The 19347-nt window shown below is 60.5% G+C and carries 17 protein-coding genes and 1 tRNA gene; 6 read left to right on the top strand and 12 right to left on the bottom strand.

Annotated features, from left to right (window positions below; translation table 11 throughout):
* Positions 1 to 26: 26 nt before the first annotated feature.
* Positions 27 to 881, top strand: a complete 855-nt coding sequence (purU, locus tag AC1Q5O_RS14510; protein ID WP_464661574.1) for a formyltetrahydrofolate deformylase — start codon at positions 27 to 29, stop codon at positions 879 to 881.
* On the opposite strand, the gene AC1Q5O_RS14505 is transcribed toward purU, so the two are convergent.
* On the bottom strand, positions 878 to 1804 hold the full coding sequence (locus AC1Q5O_RS14505; RefSeq protein ID WP_223613635.1) for a 2-hydroxyacid dehydrogenase: 927 nt from the start codon (positions 1802 to 1804) through the stop codon (positions 878 to 880). The two genes, purU and AC1Q5O_RS14505, sit on opposite strands and share 4 nt — an antisense overlap.
* Positions 1805 to 2006: 202 nt before the next feature.
* On the opposite strand from AC1Q5O_RS14505, the gene AC1Q5O_RS14500 reads away from it, so the two are divergent.
* Positions 2007 to 3194, top strand: a complete 1188-nt coding sequence (locus AC1Q5O_RS14500) for an alpha-hydroxy acid oxidase (protein WP_472462352.1) — start codon at positions 2007 to 2009, stop codon at positions 3192 to 3194.
* Positions 3195 to 3250: 56 nt separating this feature from the next.
* Here AC1Q5O_RS14500 and AC1Q5O_RS14495 read toward each other — a convergent pair.
* Positions 3251 to 3325: transfer RNA gene (locus AC1Q5O_RS14495), tRNA-Glu, on the bottom strand.
* An 87-nt stretch (positions 3326 to 3412) separates the two neighbouring features.
* Complete coding sequence (locus AC1Q5O_RS14490; RefSeq protein ID WP_319025543.1) at positions 3413 to 3814, bottom strand: fimbrial protein; 402 nt, start codon at positions 3812 to 3814, stop codon at positions 3413 to 3415.
* A gap of 2 nt (positions 3815 to 3816) precedes the next feature.
* On the opposite strand from AC1Q5O_RS14490, the gene AC1Q5O_RS14485 reads away from it, so the two are divergent.
* Both AC1Q5O_RS14485 and rpoH read left to right on the top strand, forming a co-directional pair.
* Positions 3817 to 4875, top strand: a complete 1059-nt coding sequence (locus AC1Q5O_RS14485) for an RluA family pseudouridine synthase (protein WP_492563795.1) — start codon at positions 3817 to 3819, stop codon at positions 4873 to 4875.
* A 257-nt stretch (positions 4876 to 5132) separates the two neighbouring features.
* Positions 5133 to 6044 carry an RNA polymerase sigma factor RpoH gene (gene rpoH, locus AC1Q5O_RS14480; RefSeq protein WP_223613638.1) on the top strand — a complete coding sequence of 304 codons (912 nt, stop codon included), beginning with the start codon at positions 5133 to 5135 and terminating at the stop codon, positions 6042 to 6044.
* A gap of 76 nt (positions 6045 to 6120) precedes the next feature.
* Here rpoH and AC1Q5O_RS14475 read toward each other — a convergent pair whose 3' ends face one another.
* Positions 6121 to 6510: a VOC family protein gene (locus AC1Q5O_RS14475; RefSeq protein ID WP_492563793.1), complete on the bottom strand. Its 390-nt coding sequence runs from the start codon at positions 6508 to 6510 to the stop codon at positions 6121 to 6123.
* A gap of 101 nt (positions 6511 to 6611) precedes the next feature.
* Here AC1Q5O_RS14475 and AC1Q5O_RS14470 point away from each other — a divergent pair, with 101 nt between their 5' ends.
* Positions 6612 to 7106: a GNAT family N-acetyltransferase gene (locus tag AC1Q5O_RS14470; protein WP_492563792.1), complete on the top strand. Its 495-nt coding sequence runs from the start codon at positions 6612 to 6614 to the stop codon at positions 7104 to 7106.
* A gap of 56 nt (positions 7107 to 7162) precedes the next feature.
* Here the strand turns inward: AC1Q5O_RS14470 and AC1Q5O_RS14465 are convergent, their stop codons facing one another.
* Together AC1Q5O_RS14465 and AC1Q5O_RS14460 are read right to left on the bottom strand one after the other, a co-directional pair.
* The gene (locus AC1Q5O_RS14465) at positions 7163 to 8845 is read right to left on the bottom strand and encodes a hypothetical protein (protein ID WP_492563791.1); all 1683 of its coding nucleotides are present in this window, start codon (positions 8843 to 8845) and stop codon (positions 7163 to 7165) included.
* 54 nt (positions 8846 to 8899) lie between these two features.
* Complete coding sequence (locus AC1Q5O_RS14460) at positions 8900 to 10192, bottom strand: adenylosuccinate synthase (protein ID WP_223613641.1); 1293 nt, start codon at positions 10190 to 10192, stop codon at positions 8900 to 8902.
* Positions 10193 to 10381: 189 nt separating this feature from the next.
* Here AC1Q5O_RS14460 and AC1Q5O_RS14455 point away from each other — a divergent pair, with 189 nt between their 5' ends.
* Positions 10382 to 11275: a DMT family transporter gene (locus AC1Q5O_RS14455; protein WP_492563788.1), complete on the top strand. Its 894-nt coding sequence runs from the start codon at positions 10382 to 10384 to the stop codon at positions 11273 to 11275.
* On the opposite strand, the gene AC1Q5O_RS14450 is transcribed toward AC1Q5O_RS14455, so the two are convergent.
* The 6 genes from AC1Q5O_RS14450 to ftsH form a co-directional block, all read right to left on the bottom strand.
* Entirely contained in the window at positions 11276 to 11794 is a 519-nt protein-coding gene (locus AC1Q5O_RS14450) for a GNAT family N-acetyltransferase (RefSeq protein ID WP_492563786.1), read from the bottom strand.
* Between the two features lie 15 nt (positions 11795 to 11809).
* The gene (gene serA, locus AC1Q5O_RS14445; protein WP_464661581.1) at positions 11810 to 13405 is read right to left on the bottom strand and encodes a phosphoglycerate dehydrogenase; all 1596 of its coding nucleotides are present in this window, start codon (positions 13403 to 13405) and stop codon (positions 11810 to 11812) included.
* A 76-nt stretch (positions 13406 to 13481) separates the two neighbouring features.
* Entirely contained in the window at positions 13482 to 14657 is a 1176-nt protein-coding gene (locus AC1Q5O_RS14440; RefSeq protein ID WP_492563784.1) for a phosphoserine transaminase, read from the bottom strand.
* 196 nt (positions 14658 to 14853) lie between these two features.
* Positions 14854 to 15627, bottom strand: a complete 774-nt coding sequence (locus AC1Q5O_RS14435) for an outer membrane protein (RefSeq protein WP_464661583.1) — start codon at positions 15625 to 15627, stop codon at positions 14854 to 14856.
* Between the two features lie 203 nt (positions 15628 to 15830).
* Positions 15831 to 17183, bottom strand: coding sequence for a phosphoglucosamine mutase (gene glmM, locus AC1Q5O_RS14430; RefSeq protein ID WP_403180631.1), 1353 nt, complete (start codon positions 17181 to 17183; stop codon positions 15831 to 15833).
* A 211-nt stretch (positions 17184 to 17394) separates the two neighbouring features.
* Positions 17395 to 19329: an ATP-dependent zinc metalloprotease FtsH gene (gene ftsH, locus AC1Q5O_RS14425; protein WP_346307147.1), complete on the bottom strand. Its 1935-nt coding sequence runs from the start codon at positions 19327 to 19329 to the stop codon at positions 17395 to 17397.
* Positions 19330 to 19347 lie beyond the last annotated feature (18 nt).

Here is a 19347-nt window from a genome sequence, read left to right as displayed (position 1 = left end):
TGTCGCCCGTATCCCTGGAGTTTCCCATGCCAAACAAGAACTATGTCCTCACCCTGTCGTGCGAAGACAAGCCGGGGATCGTGGCATCGGTGACGACGGAGCTGGCGGCGCTGGATGCCAATATCGCCGAGAGCAACCAGTTCTGGGACCGCCAGACCAACCGGTTCTTCATGCGCATCGCCTTTGCCGCCTCGGAAGAAACCTCCAAGGACGATGTCGAGCGGGCGCTGAAGCCCGCCATCGAGCGCTTCGGCATGAAGACCACGCTGATCGACCAGGCCAAGAAGCCGAAGATCGTCATCATGGTGTCGAAGTTCGACCATGCGCTCCTGCACCTGTTCTACCAGATCAAGGTCGGCTGGCTCGATGCGGAAGTCGCCGCCATCGTCTCCAACCACGAGGACAGCCGCCGCTTTGCCGAGCATGAGGGCATCCCCTACCACGTGCTGCCCGTCTCCAAGGACAACAAGACGGCGCAGGAGGAGGCGCTGCTGAAGATCGTCAAGGACACCGGCGCCGATCTCGTCATCCTCGCCCGCTACATGCAGGTGCTGTCGGACACTCTGTCCAAGCGGCTGTTCGGCAAGGTGATCAACATCCACCATTCGTTCCTGCCGAGCTTCAAGGGGGCAAAGCCCTATCACCAGGCGTTCGAGCGCGGCGTGAAGCTGATCGGCGCGACGGCGCATTATGTCACGCCCGACCTCGACGAGGGTCCGATCATCGAGCAGGAGACCGAGCGGGTCAGCCATGCCATGAGCGCCGAGGACTTTGTCGCCACCGGCCGCGATATCGAGAGCCGGGTGCTCGCCCGTGCCGTCAAGAAGCACCTCGAATCCCGCGTCATGCTCAACGGCCACAAGACCGTGGTGTTCGGCTAGGGCTTTTCCGCAAAATAGTGTTCCAGATTGGTGACGACGCGATCCGCCATGGCGCGGCGCGTCTCCAGCGTGGCGCTGCCCATATGCGGCTGCAGCACGACATTGTCGAGCTTGAACAGGGCTTCCGGCACGGACGGCTCATCAGCGAACACATCAAGTCCGGCGCGGCCAAGTTCGCCCGATTGCAGCAGTTCCACCAGCGCCGCCTCGTCGACCACCGTGCCGCGTGCCACATTGACGAATGTTCCGTCTGGACCGAGCGCCTGCAGGACCTCGCGGGAAATCACGCCCCGTGTTGCCTCGCCGCCCGGCAGGATGGCGATGAGCGCGGCGCTGTCGCGGGCAAGCTCGACGAGATTGTCGTAATAGGCATAGGGCGCGTCAGCCTTCCTGCTGCGGGTGTGGTAGGCAACGTCGCATCCGAATGCCAGAAGCTTCTTGGCGATGACGCTGCCGATGCGCCCGAGCCCGACAAGGCCGACACGCTTGCCTTCGATACCCAGCGCCAGCGGTGCGCTTTCGCCCCTGGCCCAGCGCCCCTCGCGCACAAACCGATCGTTCTTGACCAGATCGCGCGTCGCGGCGAGCAGCAGCAGCAGCGCCATGTTGGCCGTGTCTTCATTCAGCACATCGGGCGTATTGGCGACCCGGATTCCCCTGGTATTGGCATAGGCAACATCCAGCGAATCCGTTCCGACGCCGAAGGACGAAATAATCTCCACCTGAGGCAACAGGTCGATCATATCGGCGGTAATGCCGGTGAACGTGCTGGTCACCGCAGCGCGAAAACGCCCGGCATTCTCCTGCAAGAATTTCAGCGCATCCTTTTCCGCGTAGAGTTTCTCCACCGCGTATCTTTTCTCCAGCTCCGCCAGCAGATAGGGCATGAGGGGGCCGAGCACGAGAACCGGTTGTTTTGTCATGAATGGATATCCTTCGGAAAATAACGAGGCAGGAGCGCGATCATAGCCAAATCGCCGGGCTTATGCCAAACCCTCAATAAGAATTTACCTGTAAAGCAATTAATCGTATATGACTTTTTGGCACGTTCTGACAATTCTCGTGCTTGTCTTCCCAACCTTGCTATTGTCGAAAATCAAAAACAGAAACCTCCGGACGGAACCCATGCCCAAGACCGTTGAAATTGCCGATTTGAAGAGAATTGCCCAGCGCCGCGTGCCGAAAATGTTTTTCGACTATGCGGATTCCGGTGCCTGGACGGAAAGCACCTACCGCGCCAACGAGGAGGATTTCCGCAAGATCCAGCTGCGCCAGCGCGTGGCCGTCGATATGAGCGACCGGACACTGGAAAGCACCATGGCGGGCCAGACGGTCTCCATGCCGGTTGCCCTCGCCCCGACCGGCCTGACCGGCATGCAGCATGCGGACGGCGAAATGCTGGCGGCGCAGGCGGCCGAGGAATTCGGCGTGCCGTTCACCCTGTCGACCATGAGCATCTGTTCCATCGAGGACGTCGCCTCGGTGACGAAGAAGCCATTCTGGTTCCAGCTCTATGTCATGCGCGACCGCGACTTCGTCAAAGACCTGATCGACCGCGCCAAGGCGGCCAAATGCTCCGCACTGGTGCTGACGCTCGATCTGCAGATTCTCGGCCAGCGCCACAAGGATGTGCGCAACGGACTGTCCGCCCCGCCGAAATTCACCGCCAAGCACATCTGGCAGATGGCCACCCGCCCGCAATGGTGCCTCGGCATGCTGAAGACCGAGCGCCGCACGTTCCGCAACATCGTCGGCCATGCCAAGGGTGTCGGCGATCTCTCTTCGCTCGGCACATGGACGGATGAACAATTCGACCCACGCCTGTCCTGGAACGATGTCGCCTGGATCAAGGAACGCTGGGGCGGCAAGCTGATCCTCAAGGGCATTCTCGATGTCGAGGATGCACGCATGGCCGTCTCGACCGGCGCCGATGCCATTATCGTATCGAATCACGGCGGCCGCCAGCTGGATGGCGCTCCCTCCTCGATCTCAGCGCTCGCCGATATCGTCGACGCGGTCGGCGACAAGATCGAAGTTCTGTTCGATGGCGGCATCCGCTCCGGTCAGGATGTGCTGAAGGCGCTCGCCATCGGCGCCAAGGGCACCTTCATCGGCCGCGCCTTCCTCTATGGGCTGGGTGCCGGCGGCAAGCAGGGCGTCACGCAAGCTCTGGAGATCATCCGCAACGAGCTCGACGTCACCATGGCGCTGTGCGGCGAACGCGATGTCAAGAACCTTGACCGCAACAATCTTTACAAGAGCGGCCTTGAAACCAGGCCGCGCGCGGCCGCGCCCAGGAAAAAGCGTGCCTGATACGACCAATGGCCGGTGCAAACCGGCCAGACATTCTTCTTCGCATTTCAGGTGAGTGGTACGCCCAAGGGGAATCGAACCCCTGTTTGCGCCGTGAGAGGGCGCCGTCCTGACCGCTAGACGATGGGCGCGCAGTCGATTGCGCGGGTATAATCAAGCAAATCGAAAAGTGCAATGACCATTTGCAAGAGAATGGTCATTGCAGCGGTCTGCAATATCTAATTGGCCGCTTCCGAAATGCGCGCCACGACGCGCTTCGTCGCCACGTCATAGACGAGAATCTGCCGCGTACCGTTTGCCAGCCGCGTTTCCAGCGACAGCATCGATCCGGAAAGATTGTGGGACAGCACGCGCGTGCCGGGATCAAGCGTGATGGCTTCACCCACCAGCGCATCGCCGATCGGCTGCCCCGGCGCCTCGGAACGTACCGCTGCCGGTTTGGCCGCGCCGCCCACCGGCTGGTTAATCTTGTAGACAATGGCCGCAAGCACCGCCATAAGACCAATCACCATGATGCCGATGGAAACAGCCAGAAGCCGGATCATCTTGCGGCGCACCCGTTCCATTGCTGGATCGAGCGGCTGCTCTTCCGTTTCCGTATCAGCATTGATATTGGCCATGTATGGCATTCTCCGAGGTTTCGAAACCAAGCCTCTGTAACGAAGGGACGCGGTCTTTGAAAGAGCTAATTACCGATAACGAGGCAACGGGCAAGCGACTTGACGCGTGGCTCTCGGCGCAGCTGGCACCGGATCTGTCCCGCAACCGCATCCAGGCGCTCATCGGCGACGGGCAGGTCAGCGTCGATGGCAAGGTCGTGCGCGAGACGAAACACAAGCTGCGCGAAGGCATCAGCATCACGGTGGAAATTCCCGAACCGGAAGATGCGACGCCCGCCGGCGAAGACATCGCGCTCGACATTCTCTACGAGGATGCCGACCTGATCGTCATCAACAAGCCCGCCGGTCTCGTGGTACATCCCGGCAACGGCAACTGGACCGGCACGCTGGTCAATGCGCTGATCCACCATTGCGGCGATACGCTGTCCGGCGTCGGCGGCGTCAAACGTCCGGGCATCGTGCACCGTCTCGATAAGGAAACCAGCGGCGTCATGGTCGTGGCCAAGAACGACCTCGCCCACCGCCACCTCAGCGCCCAGTTTGCCGATCACGGCCGCACCGGCGATCTGGAACGCGCCTATCTCGCGCTTGTCTGGGGCACGCCCGACCGCAAGACCGGCACCATCGACGCGCCGCTCGGCCGCTCGCACCGCGACCGCACCAAGCAGGCGGTCGTGCATGAGGAACGCGATGATGCCCGTCATGCCGTCACGCATTTCGACGTGCAGGAACGCTTCGGTGCCAAAGAGGATTCGACCGCGGTCGCCTCGCTGATCGAATGCCGCCTCGAAACCGGACGGACCCATCAGATCCGCGTGCACATGGCCCATATCGGCCACCCCCTGGTGGGCGACGTGGAGTATGGCAGCGCCTACAAGACCAAGGCCAACAAGCTGGCCGAACCCCTGCAGAGCGTGGTCAAGGGCTTTTCGCGGCAGGCGCTGCATGCGCAGGTGCTGGCATTCGAACACCCGTCCACCGGCGAGATCATGCGCTTTGAAGCGGATGTGCCGGAGGATATGGCCGAACTGCTGACCGCATTCCGGACAACTCCGCTTTAGGGATCCCCGCAGAAAAAATCGAAAACACTTGCGGAACTTTATTTCATACCGTACGTTATAGAACGCAGACGGAAATCTTGACTCTGTTGTTCACGTTTATGTGACAAATTGTTTCGGTTCTTAATGCATCGTGTTTTTGACAAAATGCTACCTATATATGGATAGCACTGGTCCGGTCGTGCCGCGCAATGCGGGCGGCCGGTTGCTGCGAACCCGCCGATAATGGGGGTTCATCTCACAATGAGGAGGGGTGCTCAGTGGCCCAAAATCTTCCAAGTATTGTTGCCGGTGACGGGGGACTGACCCGTTATCTCGAAGAGATTCGCCGTTTTCCCATGCTCGAACCGCAGGAAGAGTACATGCTCGCCAAGCGGTATCTGGAGCATGCCGATCCGAAAGCGGCCCATAGACTCGTGACCAGCCATCTGCGGCTCGTCGCCAAGATTGCCATGGGTTATCGCGGCTACGGCCTGCCGATCGGCGAGGTCATTTCCGAAGGCAATGTCGGCCTGATGCAGGCGGTCAAGCGGTTTGAGCCGGAACGCGGCTTCCGTTTGGCGACCTATGCCATGTGGTGGATCAAGGCCTCGATCCAGGAATATGTCCTGCGCTCGTGGAGCCTGGTCAAGATGGGCACGACAGCCAACCAGAAGCGCCTGTTCTTCAACCTGCGCAAGGTGAAGAGCAAGATTCAGGCGCTGGACGACGGCGACCTCAACCCTGAACAGGTCAAGGAAATCGCCACCCGTCTCAGCGTGTCCGAGGACGAGGTCGTATCGATGAACCGCCGGTTGTCCGGCGATGCATCGCTGAACGCCCCGATCCGCTCTTCCGATGGCGAAGCCGGCGGTGACTGGCAGGACTGGCTGGTCGACGACCACGACAGCGCCGAAGACATGCTGATCGAACAGGACGAACTGGAGAACCGGCGCGAAATGCTCTCCGGCGCGATGTCATCGCTCAATGACCGCGAACGGCGCATTTTCCAGGCCCGCCGCCTGGCCGACGATCCGGTAACGCTCGAGGACCTGTCGACCGAGTTCGGCATCAGCCGCGAGCGCGTGCGCCAGATCGAAGTGCGTGCTTTCGAGAAGGTGCAGGATGCGGTGAAAGCAGCAGCCAGCAAACAATTGAAGGCGCTGGTTTCAACCGGTTCCGACGCGCGCTGACAAGCGCATCGCGAATGAGACAAGAGGCCCCGGATATCCGGGGCCTTTTGCGTTTTCAGCCCCTGCGCCGTCCCTCTCATCCGGCGTTGTAGCAGACGAAAGCCAGCTTGTTGCCGTCGGGATCGCGCGCATAAGCGCCGTAAAAACCCGCGCCGTAATGCGGCCTTCGCCCCGGCGCGCCCTCGTCGCTTCCGCCGTTCTGCATCGCCAGCGCATGGAGCCGGTCGACGATGCCGGCATTGTCGAACAGGAAGGCGGTCATACTGCCATTGCCTACCGTTGCAGCCCCGCCGTCAAAAGGATAGCCGACGAAGAATCGCGGAACGGACTCATCCGCGCGCTTGCCCCATGAAACCGACTGCTCATCGCGCCAGCATTGATCAAGATCCATCGCCGCCATGAGCGGATCATAGAAACGCCGGGATTTTTCCAGGTCATTCGTTCCGATCATCGTGTAGCCGATCATCCCCGTCTCCTCCAAATCCCCCTGCGGACCCATGACAATATTGACAAAGACTTGCGCTAAAACCAGCCTGTAGGCAAACGATCCACCACAGGCAGCTTTCCATGTTTACCCTAGAACCCGCCACCGTAGAAGATTTCGACCGGCTTCTGCAATTACGCCTTCGTTGCATGCGTGAAAGCCTGGAACGGATCGGGCGGTTCGATGAGTGGCGCGCCTATGACCGCTTTCGCAATTCATACCGCCCGCATTATACAAGGCTCATCATGCGGCCCCAGGGGGAACTGGCCGGATGCGTGGCGATGGGGCCGGCAGACGGAGATCTGCTGCTTGAGCATTTCTACATCGCGCCTGAGCAGCAGGGAAAAGGTCTTGGCAGCGCGGTTCTGCAGCGGCTGCTCGGCGAAGCCGACGCCGCCGCCCTGCCGATCCGCCTGAGCGTGCTCCAGCAAAGCGACGCCGGACGCTTTTATGCCCGCCACGGCTTTACGCAGACGGGCGAGGACGAATGGGATGTCTATTACCGGCGCCTGCCGCGAACAAGCGGGGAACCAGCCCGCGGGGTTGGCGGGCAACCCATGGAAAAACATTTGCGATAAACAAAAGGCTCCGTTTCCACGGAGCCTTTTTCATCGGTCTTAGGGGCGCGACGGACTTAGCCGCCCGCCTTGGCAGCCCATGCCTTCAGCACGTCGTCAAAGGCCTTCTCGCCCGGCAAGCCTTTTTCCAGCGTCAGCAGCGCTCTGCGTCCGGTCTTGTAGGCAATCGGGATATCGATCCACGACTGACGGCGCAGCAGAGCCATGTTGGTATCAACCGCGGTTTTCGCGTCATTCATCGCAATGATGAAGAAGTTGTCGGCAATCTTGGCCGGGATGCCGACGAGCGGGCTGCCGGGAGCCTGTTCGGTATCCTTCAGCGTCATGCGCGACACCGCATCGATGGACCCGCCGGGGAACCCTTCGGGAACCGTGAAGATCATTTCGACGAGATGGCTGGCCGGCAGCGTCTTGTCACCGTTGCGGCGGATGACCATACGCAGCTTGATGCCACGGTCCGGGATAGTCACCTCGGCACGGATTGCCGGTTCGGGCGGCAGGTCGTTGCCCGGCGATTCCTGCACCACGGACCAGACGACACCGCCCGCATCCGCCGTGCCGGCATCCTGTCCGGAACGCTCCTCATAGAAAAACGCCTTCTGGCCGATCGGCAGCGCCGCTGGCGGGGGCGTTGTCTGTCCGGCTGGAGCCGTCGGCTGTCCCTGCGCTGGCGGCTGTGTTGCAGGCTGCTGATCCGGCGTCGACGCGGCAACCGATGTGCCCTCGCCCAGCGATGGCGTGTCGTTGGCCGGGCCCGGATTGATTTCCTGTCCGTCCGGCAACAGCCGCTGCGTCAATTTCGCTTCGGGCTTTGCTTCGCCCGCCGGTGCCGTTGGCGCTGCAGGCTGTGCCGCAGGTTGCGCGGGCTGTTCTGTCTTTGCGGGCGGTGTTGCCGGCTGGTTGCTGGCAGTCTCGGCCGGTTTCGCCGGGGCTTTGTCGCCGCCGCCTGTCAGGCTGGCAAGATAGGTCTTGACCGATGCGGCCCGTGCAGCGATCTGGTCCTTGTAGGTCCAGCCGGCATAGGCACCGCCGCCAATGAGGACGAGCAGGCCGAGAAGGCTGACCAGGGGAACCAGCGAACGCTTCTGTTTCGGCTGCTTCAGCGGTCCGCGCGAGTAAACGCCATAGTCCGTGGGCCCGCGATCCTCCGGTTTCAGTTCCGGCTCGTCGTCAGGCTCCTCTTCCGGTCCGCGTCCGGATTTCAGCTTGCCGGCCATACCGGAAAAAGATCCGGCAAGGGGGCGCTCATCCGATCGTTCGTTGTGGAACCCGTCCTCCCTGTGCTCGATCGGCTTGGCGCCGCTCGGCGTGTGGGTGGTCAGGAAATCCTCGAGCGCATCGGACTGGGCGATGGGCTTGGTAAAGGAAGGCGCAGGCACGACCGGAGGCGTTGCGACGGGTGCCGGCTTTGGCGGCATCGCCGCAGCGGGCTCCGGCTTTGCCACGACCGGTGCCGGGGCGACCGGCAGTGGTGGCGGCGGAACGGGGGCCGCAACGGGAACCGGGTCCGGAACATGCACCAGATCGTCGAGAGCAGGCGCGAAATCCGACTCGACTTCGGTGATCGCATCTTCCAGCGCCTGTTTCTGGCGAACGGCGACAGCTTCCGGCGCATTCAGCGTCGCAAGCTTTTGCTCAATCGTTGCGCGAGCCTTTGCATACACACGTTGACGGAGCTCGGGCTTTGGGTCCGCGAGCCCGTCAATTGTCTTTCTCAATACTGCAACGAAATCAGCCATTCACCCAAACCTATGGTTTTGTTGTGAGATTAACATCGAAACTCGTTTGTGAGTCTAATCATGAAACGGGTCGGTAACAAGTATTGTGTCGTCCCGTTCCGGGCTGGTCGAAAGCAACGCGATCGGCGCACCGATCAGCTCTTCCAGATAGCGGGCATATTTCACCGCCTGCGCCGGCAGTTCGCTCCAGCTGCGTGCCCCAGCCGTTGTCTCTTTCCAGCCTTCCAGCGTCACATAGATCGGCTTGACGCGCGCCTGCGCGCCCTGGCTGGCCGGGAGGTAATCGATGACCTCGCCATCGAGTTCATAGCTGGTGCAGACCTTGATCTCGTCGAGACCGTCAAGCACGTCGAGCTTGGTCAGCGCGATACCGCTGATGCCGTTGTTGGCAACGGCCTGGCGCACCAGCACCGCATCGAACCAGCCGCAACGGCGCTTGCGCCCGGTGACGACGCCGAATTCATGGCCGCGCTGGCCGAGGAATTCGCCAACTTCATTCTGCTGTTCGGTCGGGAACGGGCCTTCGCCGACGCGGGTCGTATAGGCCTTGGTGATGCCGAGAACATAGTGCAGCGAGCCGGGTCCGATGCCGGAACCGGCGGATGCCTGGCCGGCCACGGTGTTCGACGATGTCACGAACGGATAGGTGCCATGGTCGATATCGAGCAGGGTACCCTGCGCGCCTTCGAACAGGATGCGCTCGCCGGCCCGCTTCTTCTGGTCGAGAACATACCAGACGCGGTCCATGAACGGGATGATGTGCGGCGCGGCCTCGAGCAGTTCGGCCAGCAGCTTGGAGCCATCGACTTCCTCGATGCCGAGACCGCGGCGCAGCGGATTGTGATGGGCAAGCAACCGTTCGATCTTCGCCGGAAGCGTGTCGGGGTCAGCCAGATCAAGCACGTGAATGGCGCGGCGGCCGACCTTGTCTTCATAGGCCGGGCCGATGCCGCGGCCGGTCGTGCCGATTTTGGTGCCGGAATTGGAGGCTTCGCGGCGGCGGTCAAGCTCACCATGGATCGACAGGATCAGCGTCGTGTTCTCGGCGATCTTCAGCGTTTCGGGGGTAATGACAACGCCCTGCGCCTCGAGCTTTTTCTTTTCAGCAATGAATGCATGCGGATCGAAGACAACACCGTTGCCGATGATCGAGAGCTTGCCCTTGCGCACCACACCCGATGGCAACAGCGACAGCTTGTAGGTGACACCATCGACAACCAGCGTATGGCCGGCATTGTGCCCGCCCTGAAAGCGGACAATGATATCGGCCCGTTCGGAAAGCCAATCGACAATCTTGCCCTTGCCCTCGTCACCCCACTGGGAGCCGATCACCACAACATTTGCCATTCAAAACTCCTCGAGTCATAACCTCGTCATGCATTTTTTGCTAAATGCGGTGCTTCTATACAGGCTGGTTCATAAAAGCGCGACAATTCTTTCGGCTGAAGCGTGGCCAATTTGCCATTATTAAACGAATAAACCTATTGTTCTGGCGACACCGCAACACTTCTCCCGCCAAAGTATAAGCAGCCCGCCATGAATCGCACCGCATACATCTTTCTGCTCGTGACCGCCCTCCTGTGGGGCGGCAATGCCGTGGCGGGCAAGCTCGCGGTCGGCCATATATCACCGATGCTTTTGACCATGCTGCGCTGGCTTATCGCCTTCGCGGTCGTCGCCGCAATCAGCGGCAGTCAGGTCAGGCGGGACTGGAAAGTGGTGCGCGCCCATCTGCCGCTGCTCGCCGCCCTGGGCGGGTTCGGCTTCACCTTCTTCAACATGGCCCTCTACACCGCCTTGAACTATACCTCGGCCATCAACGTCACCATCGAACAGGCCGGCATGCCGATGGTGATCTTCGTTGCCAACCTGCTGCTGTTCGGCATGGCCGTGCGCCCCGGCCAGATCTTCGGCTTCAGCCTGTCGCTCGTTGGCGTGGCCCTGACCGCCGGGCATGGCAGCTTCCTCAAGCTGGCGGAACTCGAGGTCAACCAGGGCGATGCGCTGATGCTGCTCGCCGTGCTGTTCTACAGCGGCTATACCGTGGCATTGCGGCTTCGCCCGGCCATTCACTGGCAGAGCCTGATGACGGTCATGACGTTCTTTGCCTTTGCCACCGCCATCCCGTTCACGATCTGGGAATGGCTGGATAGCGCGCTGGTCGCACCGGATTTCACCGGCACCATGGTGGTGCTTTACACCGCGCTTTTGCCGTCGCTTGCCGCGCAGGTGCTGTTCATCAAGGGGGTCGAATATATCGGCGCCAATCGCGCCGGCCTGTTCATCAATGCGGTGCCCATCTTCGGCACGTTGCTGGCCGTGATCTTGCTGGGCGAGGCGTTTCACCTCTATCACGCCGTCGCCCTGGTGCTGGTTCTCGGCGGCATCGGCATTGCCGAAATCAGCGGGCGCAAGTACGCCGCCGCCTGATCAGGCAAGCCTGCGCAGCATGAAACAGGCATCATCCGAATAGGATTTGAGCTTGGCATCGAGTTCCGGCCGGCGCACCACCGCGAAACCCTGCTTCTGCCAGAAGCCGGCGGAATTGTTGACCGAGACCAGCGACATGGTTTCCAGCCCCTCGGCACGCGCCTGATCGGCAAGGATCGACACGATGCGCGCCGCCGCGCCGCTGCCGCGCGAGGCGGGCAGAAGCGCGATATCGTGCAGATAATAGGTCGTCGGATGATCCGGCAGGCGCTCGAGCAGACTGTTCAGGGCCGGCGTGGCAAAGAGCTGCCACGGATGCGTGATCGCATAGCCAAAAAGTTCACCGCCCTGCCCCTCGAGGACAAAGCAGCCTTTGCCGTAAAGGCGCATGCGTTCCAGATAGATCGCATCATCTTCGAAAAAATCCGTATGGATGACAGCGGCCATGGCGATGACGGAAGCGAGGTCCCCCGCTTCCATCCGGCGCCAGTTCAGTGTGTGCGTTTGGGATGTCGACATACGCCATCCCTACAATCAGCCGATGTCAAATTCCAGCGGTTTGGCCGAAACAATTGCCTTGTTCACGCGCAGTTCTTCCAGAACATGATCCGGAATCCGCTCGTCGAGATAGAGCATGGCGATGGCGTTGCCGCCGGGATTGTCGCGGCCCAGCGAGAAGTTGGCAATGTTGACGCCGTTCTTGCCGCAGATCGTGCCGAGCATGCCGATCATGCCTGGTGTGTCGTTGTTGGTCGTGTACAGCATGTGCTGGCCAACTTCGGCGTCGAGATTGATGCCCTTGATCTGGATGAAACGCGGCTTGCCGTCGGAAAAGCAGGTGCCGGCAATCGAACGGGTCAATGAAGCGGATTTGACCGTCAGCTTGATATAGCCGTCGAACACACCCGACTTGTCACGGCGCACTTCGGAGAGAATGATGCCCCGCTCCTTCACCATGACCGGTGCCGACACCATGTTCACATCCGCCACCTGCGGGCGGATCAGCCCGGCCAGGGCCGCGCTGACCAGCGCCCGGGTGTTCATCGCGGCGGTGGAACCGTCGAACAGCACTTCCACTTCCTGGATCGGCTCGTCGGTGACCTGGCCGACAAAGGCACCCAGCACTTCCGCCAGCTTGACGAACGGCTTCAGGCGCGGCGCTTCCTCCGCCGTGATCGACGGCATGTTGATCGCGTTGGAAACCGCACCCTTGATCAGGTAGTCCGCCATCTGCTCGGCAACCTGCAGCGCGACATTCTCCTGCGCTTCGCTTGTCGACGCGCCAAGATGCGGCGTGCAGACGACGTTCGGCAGGTTGAACAGCTCGTTCTCCGTCGCAGGTTCCACCTCGAACACGTCGATGCCGGCACCGGCAACCTTACCCGCCTTCAGGGCCGCGACGAGATCCTTCTCGACGATCAGGCCGCCGCGGGCGCAATTGACGATGCGCACGCCGTCCTTCATCTTGGCGATGGTACCCGCATTGATGATGCCGCGGGTCTTGTCGGTCATCGGCGTGTGCAGGCTGATGAAATCGGCACGTGCCAGCAGTTCGTCAAGCTCGACCTTCTCGACGCCCAGCTCTTCAGCCCGGCCTTCCGACAGGAACGGATCGAAGGCGATGACGTGCATCTTCAGGCCAACGCCGCGCGTGGCGACAATCGAACCGATATTGCCGCAACCGATGATACCCAGCGTCTTGCCGGTGATCTCGACGCCCATGAAGCGGTTCTTTTCCCACTTGCCGGCACGGGTGGACGCGTCGGCTTCCGGCAGCTCGCGCGCAACCGCGAACATCAGCGCGATGGCATGTTCGGCCGTGGTGATGGAATTGCCGAAAGGCGTGTTCATCACGATGATACCCCGGCGGGACGCGGCGGGAATATCGACATTGTCGACGCCGATACCGGCGCGGCCGATGACCTTCAGGTTGGTGGCGGCGGCAATAAGCTTTTCCGTGACCTTGGTGGCCGAACGGATGGCAAGACCGTCATACTGGCCGATCACTTCGGCCAGCTTTTCCTTGTCCTTGCCGAGATCAGGCAGGTAATCGACCTCTACGCCACGATCCTTGAAGATCTGAACGGCGGTCGGGGAGAGTTTATCGGATACGAGTACGCGCGGTGCCATCATGGCCTCCATCGTTGAATCGGTGAGAATGGGAACGGGGTGACCGCACCGGGTGCGGTCACATCAAGCCGGAAAATCAGGCAGCCTGTTTCAGCGCGGCCTTTTGCGACTGGAATGCCCAGTCGAGCCACAGCGTCAGCGCTTCGAGATCGGCCGTTTCGACCGTCGCACCCGCCCAGATGCGCAGCCCCGATGGAGCGTCGCGGTAGGCGCCGATATCATAGGCAACGCCTTCCTTCTCCAGAACCGCAACCAGGTTCTTGGCGAAATTGGCCTGGGCATCCTTGTCGAGCGCCGTGATCTCGGGATCGACAATGGTCAGGCACACGGACGTGTTGGACCGGGTTGCCGGGACCTTTGCCAGGTTGGCAATCCATGGCGTGCGTTCGACAAAGGCATCGAGTGCGGCAAAGTTGCGGTCGGCGCGGCCGACAAGTCCATCCAGACCGCCGAGCGATTTTGCCCAGTTCAGCGCATCGATGTAATCCTCGACGCACAGCATCGACGGCGTGTTGATGGTTTCACCGGAAAAAATACCTTCGATCAGCTTGCCGCCGGAGGTCAGGCGGAAAATCTTCGGCAGCGGCCAGGCGGGCTTGTAGCTTTCCAGCCGTTCGACGGCCCGCGGGCTGAGGATCAGCATACCGTGCGCACCCTCGCCGCCGAGCACTTTCTGCCAGGAGAAGGTGACGACATCGAGCTTGCCGAAATCAAGACGCTGCGCAAATGCCGCTGAGGTGGCGTCGCAGATGGTCAGGCCCTTGCGGTCCGCCGGAATGAAATCGCCATTGGGCACCCGCACGCCCGAGGTCGTGCCGTTCCAGGTGAAGACGACGTCGCGGTCAAAATCGACTGTTGAAAGGTCGGGCAGTTCGCCGTAGCCGGCCTCGATGGTCCGGGCGTCGCCAAGCTTCAGCTGCTTGACCACATCGGTGATCCAGCCCGCGCCAAAGCTTTCCCAGGCAACCATGTCGACGCCGCGCTCGCCGAGCAGCGACCACAGGGCCATCTCGACAGCGCCGGTATCGGACGCCGGAACAATGCCGATGCGGTAATCGGCGGGGACTTGCAGGATATCGCGGGTAAGATCGATCGCCTGTTTCAGCTTCGTCTTGCCGACCTTGGCGCGATGCGAGCGGCCAAGCGGTGCATCGGAAAGCGCTTGAAGCGACCATCCGGGACGTTTTGCACAGGGACCTGATGAAAAATTCGGGTTAGCCGGGCGCTGCGCCGGCTTTACAAGCGTCGTCATGTTTTCTCCTATCCTCACAGATAGCACGCCTCTCGTTGGGGAGAGGTGGCCCATTCCGGGAACTAGGAGAAATGTCGTTCACAGTCAAGAAATATGTTTGCGTGCGACATTAAATCTGCAAGGACCGGCAGACTACGACACAAACGAAAACGGCAGGAGCAATGCTCCTGCCGCCCGAAAAACCAAGTCGTTTCAATCAGAAAGCGTAGCGTACGCCGACCTTGAAATCATGCGACGTGATGTCCTTGAATTTGAACGGCTCAGGATTGGCGCGTGTGAAACGATCATCATAATTATGCGCATTGGCAGTCTGGCCATCGCCAAGATTGACGTAGCTGTACCCGACATCGATGGTCATGCGGTCCGTTGCCTTGATGCCGACACCGGCATGCAATGCCCATGCGAAGTTCCACTGCGAGGCACTGTCGGCATAACCGCCGCCACCATTGAGTATGTTGTCATCGGTGAAGTTGGAGATCGTATTGCGCGACGCACCGATACCACCACCGACATAGGGGGTTATGCCGCTGAATGTGCCAAGATCCGCATAGGCGTTGGCCAGGAACAGCCATTCGGATTTCTTCGCATGGTATTGGTTGGTTCCATACTGTCCCAGCGCGGGATTGGAATAGAAATCAAGGGCACTGAATTCGGTCTTGCCGCGATACTGGCCTGTTACGTCAGCACGAAGCCAATCGTTGAACTGATAACCGACACCGATCTGGCCGGTGATTCCGGCATCGAACGTACCGTCCTCCAGAAAGCCGTGCTGCGCTGCGTCGCCGAAGCCGACATAGTCCAGATTGCCGAGGCGCTGGTTGCTCATGCCGATATCGCCGCGCAGATACCATCCGCCGAACTGCTGCACTTCGACCACCGGCACTTCCACCGGATCCGCAGCGTAAGCCGGGATTGCCCCCAGGCATAGCAGAGCTGCACTTGCTGCAGCATATTTATTGATAATGCCCATTTCATATCCCTCGTCAGGCCCAAAAATCGAAACGCAGCGAATGCTACTAAGGTTCTAGAAGGGAATATGGAGGGAAAAAGTTAAATCCCGCTTAACCGTGTTTGTTCACCATGATCATTAACGTTAACAAACCCAATACCGCCGGGCAGATGTGAAAATGGGCCCGCAAAGGGGCCCATTCAGCGCGTTCCGGCTGGCGGCAATCAGGCTGCCGATTTGACCGACGAGATCACCGAAATGATATCATTGACGACGGTATCGACCAGCTGGCTGTCGTCGCCTTCCGCCATGACGCGGATCAAGGGCTCCGTTCCCGACGGGCGGATGACCAGACGGCCGGATGTCCCAAGGCGGTCGCGGGCATCATCGATCGCCGTCTTGACCTTCTTGTCCTCAAGCGGCTTGCCGCCCGCCGTGCGGATGTTCTTGAGCACCTGGGGCACCGGTTCGAACTTGCGGCAGACCTCGCTGACGGGTTTCCCCTCCTCCTGAACCACGGCCAGAATCTGCAGGGCAGAAACAAGTCCGTCGCCGGTGGTGGAGAAATCAGAAATGACGATATGGCCGGACTGTTCGCCGCCGATGTTGAAGCCATGATTGCGCATATGCTCGACCACGTAGCGGTCGCCGACATTGGTGCGGGCCAAGGTCAGGCCGCGATCGCCGAGAAAGCGTTCAAAGCCAAGGTTGGACATGACCGTTGCGACAACACCGCCGCCGACAAGCCGGTCCGATTCCTGCCAGGACTGCGCGATCACCGCCATCAGCTGATCACCATCGATGATCGAGCCCTTCTCATCGACGATCAGCACACGGTCCGCATCGCCATCCAGCGCAATGCCGATATCCGCCCGCACCTCGTGCACCTTCTTGATCAGGCTCAGCGGATGCGTCGAGCCGCAATCCTCGTTGATGTTGGTGCCATTCGGCTTGTCATTGATCGTCACGACATCGGCGCCAAGCTCCCACAGGGCAGCGGGCGCAACCTTGTAGGCCGCACCGTTGGCGCAATCCACGACGACCCTCAAGCCGGCGAGCGAGATGTTCTTCGGCATCGTCCGCTTGGCGAACTCGATATAGCGATAGATATCGCCATCAACGCGCTTGGCCCGTCCCAGGGCTTCAAAGCTCGACAACCGCCCCGACAGGTCCTCGTCCATCAGCCGTTCGATCTCAAGCTCGATCTCGTCGGAGAGCTTGAAACCATCCGGGCCGAAAAGCTTGATGCCGTTGTCATGGTAGGGATTATGCGAGGCGGAAATCATCACGCCGATATCGGCACGCAGCGAGCGGCACAGCATCGCCACGGCGGGCGTCGGTATCGGCCCGAGCAGAAAGACATCCATGCCGGTGGAGGTAAAGCCGGCGACCAGCGCGTTCTCGATCATGTAGCCGGAAAGACGGGTGTCCTTGCCGATCACCACCCGGTTGCGGTGATTGCCGCGCTTGAAGGCGAGGCCGACAGCCATGCCGACCTTCATCGCGATATCCGGTGTCATGGGGTAGGCATTTGCCTGTCCGCGAATACCGTCGGTGCCGAAATATTTTCGAGCCATAATGTCTATCCAAACTGTGCGGCCAACTCTTATCCGGCGGCGCCGGTGTTCAGCCTGTTGTGCTTGTGCCTGATCTTCACGCTTATTGCAGAAGACCTTTTCCTGCGCATTTCACAAATTATGTGGCGATTATACTATCATTCAATCCGTGAACAATCCGTGCAAAAACGGCCGGTGAATACCGGCCGTTGCTTGTTGGCGTGTGCCGCAATCAGGATTGCGGCTGGGGTTCCAACCCCTTGTCAGGCTCATCGCCCTTGCGCGGCTTCTTGGCTGAACCGGCTTTCGGAACAGCCGAACCGCGTGACGGCGGCGTATCATCGCCAAGATCGCGGGCTGGCTTGTTGCCTGCCATGAGGGCCTTGATCTCTTCGCCGGTCAGCGTCTCGTATTCGAGCAGACCTTCGGCAATGGCGATCCATTCCTTCTTCTTCTTCGTCAGAATGACGCGCGCCTGCGTATAGGCATCGTCAATCAGCTTGCGCACTTCCGCATCGATCAGCTGCGCCGTCTCCTCGGATACATTCTGCGTCCGGGCAACGGAGTGGCCGAGGAACACTTCCTCCTGGTTTTCGCCATAGGCAACCTGGCCGAGCTTGTCGGAGAAGCCCCAGCGGGTCACCATCGCCCGGGCAAGCTTGGTGGCCTGCTCGATATCCGACGATGCGCCGGAGGTGATGTTCTCCTTGCCGAATTTCAGTTCTTCGGCAATACGGCCGCCCATCATGATCGCCAGACGCGAGATCATCCACTTGTAGCTCATGGAATAGCGGTCGGCTTCCGGCAGCTGCATGACCATGCCAAGCGCACGGCCGCGCGGAATGATCGTCGCCTTGTGCAGGGGATCGGCCATCGCCACGTTCAGCGCCACGATGGCGTGACCGGCTTCATGATAGGCCGTTAGTTCCTTTTCCGCCTGGGTCATGGCTGTCGAGCGGCGCTCGGCACCCATCATGATCTTGTCCTTGGCGTCTTCGAACTCGAGCATGGTGACGAGGCGCTTGTTGCGGCGCGCTGCCATCAGGGCGGCTTCGTTGACGAGGTTCATCAGATCGGCACCGGAGAAACCGGGGGTACCGCGGGCCAGAATCTTCAGATCGACATTGGGTGCCAGCGGAACATTGCGGGCATGAACCTTCAGGATCTTTTCGCGGCCGGTAACGTCCGGATTGGGCACGACGACCTGACGGTCGAAACGGCCCGGACGCAGCAAGGCCGGATCGAGAACATCGGGACGGTTGGTCGCGGCAATCAGGATGACGCCTTCATTGGCCTCGAAGCCATCCATCTCGACCAGCAGCTGGTTCAGCGTCTGTTCGCGTTCGTCATTACCGCCGCCCAGACCGGCGCCACGATGACGGCCGACCGCATCGATTTCGTCGATGAAGATGATGCAGGGCGCATTCTTCTTCGCCTGTTCGAACATGTCACGCACACGCGATGCACCGACACCGACGAACATTTCAACGAAGTCGGAACCGGAAATGGTGAAGAACGGCACATTGGCTTCACCGGCGATGGCGCGCGCCAGAAGCGTCTTACCGGTACCGGGAGGGCCGACGAGCAGCACGCCGCGCGGAATGCGTCCGCCAAGCCGCTGGAATTTCTGCGCGTCGCGCAGGAATTCGACGATTTCTTCCAGATCTTCCTTGGCTTCGTCAACGCCCGCCACGTCCTGGAACGTCACGCGCCCATGCGCCTCGGTCAGCAGCTTGGCCTTCGACTTGCCAAAACCCATGGCACCACGCGAGCCGCCCTGCATCTGGCGCATGAAGAAAATCCACACGCCGACGATCAGGATCATCGGCAGCCAGTTGATCAGCATGCCGACAAACGATGTCGATCCATCGGTCTCGGGCCGGGCGGCGATCTGGACATTCTTGCTCTCGAGGCGGCCGACGAGGCCGGCATCTCCAGGCGAATAGGTCTGGAACGTTGCGTTATTGTCGGCATAGGTGCCCGTGATGCGGTTGCCGGCGATCGTCACCGTTTTCACGCGGCCATTATTCACGTCCGTTATGAACGTCGAATAGGGCACATCACTGGATGCCGAACGCTGGGAAGGGCTTTGAAAAAGGTTGAACAACGCGATCAGAAGCAAAGCGATAATCGCCCACAGTGCGAAGTTCCGGTAGTTAGGATTCATTATCGGGTCCCATCAATC

Source organism: Phyllobacterium sp. MT110 (assembly GCF_058792715.1).
Note: the sequence above shows the minus strand (reverse complement) of the source record. Positions and strands in the feature narration are given on the sequence as shown.

Excerpts from the sequence above, each read along its gene's own strand:
- purU (WP_464661574.1), top strand. The coding sequence starts at position 27 with ATGCCAAACAAGAACTATGTCCTCACCCTGTCGTGCGAAGACAAGCCG.
- AC1Q5O_RS14505 (WP_223613635.1), bottom strand. The coding sequence starts at position 1,804 with ATGACAAAACAACCGGTTCTCGTGCTCGGCCCCCTCATGCCCTATCTG.
- AC1Q5O_RS14500 (WP_472462352.1), top strand. The coding sequence starts at position 2,007 with ATGCCCAAGACCGTTGAAATTGCCGATTTGAAGAGAATTGCCCAGCGC.
- AC1Q5O_RS14490 (WP_319025543.1), bottom strand. The coding sequence starts at position 3,814 with ATGGCCAATATCAATGCTGATACGGAAACGGAAGAGCAGCCGCTCGAT.
- AC1Q5O_RS14485 (WP_492563795.1), top strand. The coding sequence starts at position 3,817 with ATGGCATTCTCCGAGGTTTCGAAACCAAGCCTCTGTAACGAAGGGACG.
- AC1Q5O_RS14475 (WP_492563793.1), bottom strand. The coding sequence starts at position 6,510 with ATGATCGGCTACACGATGATCGGAACGAATGACCTGGAAAAATCCCGG.
- AC1Q5O_RS14470 (WP_492563792.1), top strand. The coding sequence starts at position 6,612 with ATGTTTACCCTAGAACCCGCCACCGTAGAAGATTTCGACCGGCTTCTG.
- AC1Q5O_RS14465 (WP_492563791.1), bottom strand. The coding sequence starts at position 8,845 with ATGGCTGATTTCGTTGCAGTATTGAGAAAGACAATTGACGGGCTCGCG.
- AC1Q5O_RS14460 (WP_223613641.1), bottom strand. The coding sequence starts at position 10,192 with ATGGCAAATGTTGTGGTGATCGGCTCCCAGTGGGGTGACGAGGGCAAG.
- AC1Q5O_RS14455 (WP_492563788.1), top strand. The coding sequence starts at position 10,382 with ATGAATCGCACCGCATACATCTTTCTGCTCGTGACCGCCCTCCTGTGG.
- AC1Q5O_RS14450 (WP_492563786.1), bottom strand. The coding sequence starts at position 11,794 with ATGTCGACATCCCAAACGCACACACTGAACTGGCGCCGGATGGAAGCG.
- serA (WP_464661581.1), bottom strand. The coding sequence starts at position 13,405 with ATGGCACCGCGCGTACTCGTATCCGATAAACTCTCCCCGACCGCCGTT.
- AC1Q5O_RS14440 (WP_492563784.1), bottom strand. The coding sequence starts at position 14,657 with ATGACGACGCTTGTAAAGCCGGCGCAGCGCCCGGCTAACCCGAATTTT.
- AC1Q5O_RS14435 (WP_464661583.1), bottom strand. The coding sequence starts at position 15,627 with ATGGGCATTATCAATAAATATGCTGCAGCAAGTGCAGCTCTGCTATGC.
- glmM (WP_403180631.1), bottom strand. The coding sequence starts at position 17,183 with ATGGCTCGAAAATATTTCGGCACCGACGGTATTCGCGGACAGGCAAAT.
- ftsH (WP_346307147.1), bottom strand. The coding sequence starts at position 19,329 with ATGAATCCTAACTACCGGAACTTCGCACTGTGGGCGATTATCGCTTTG.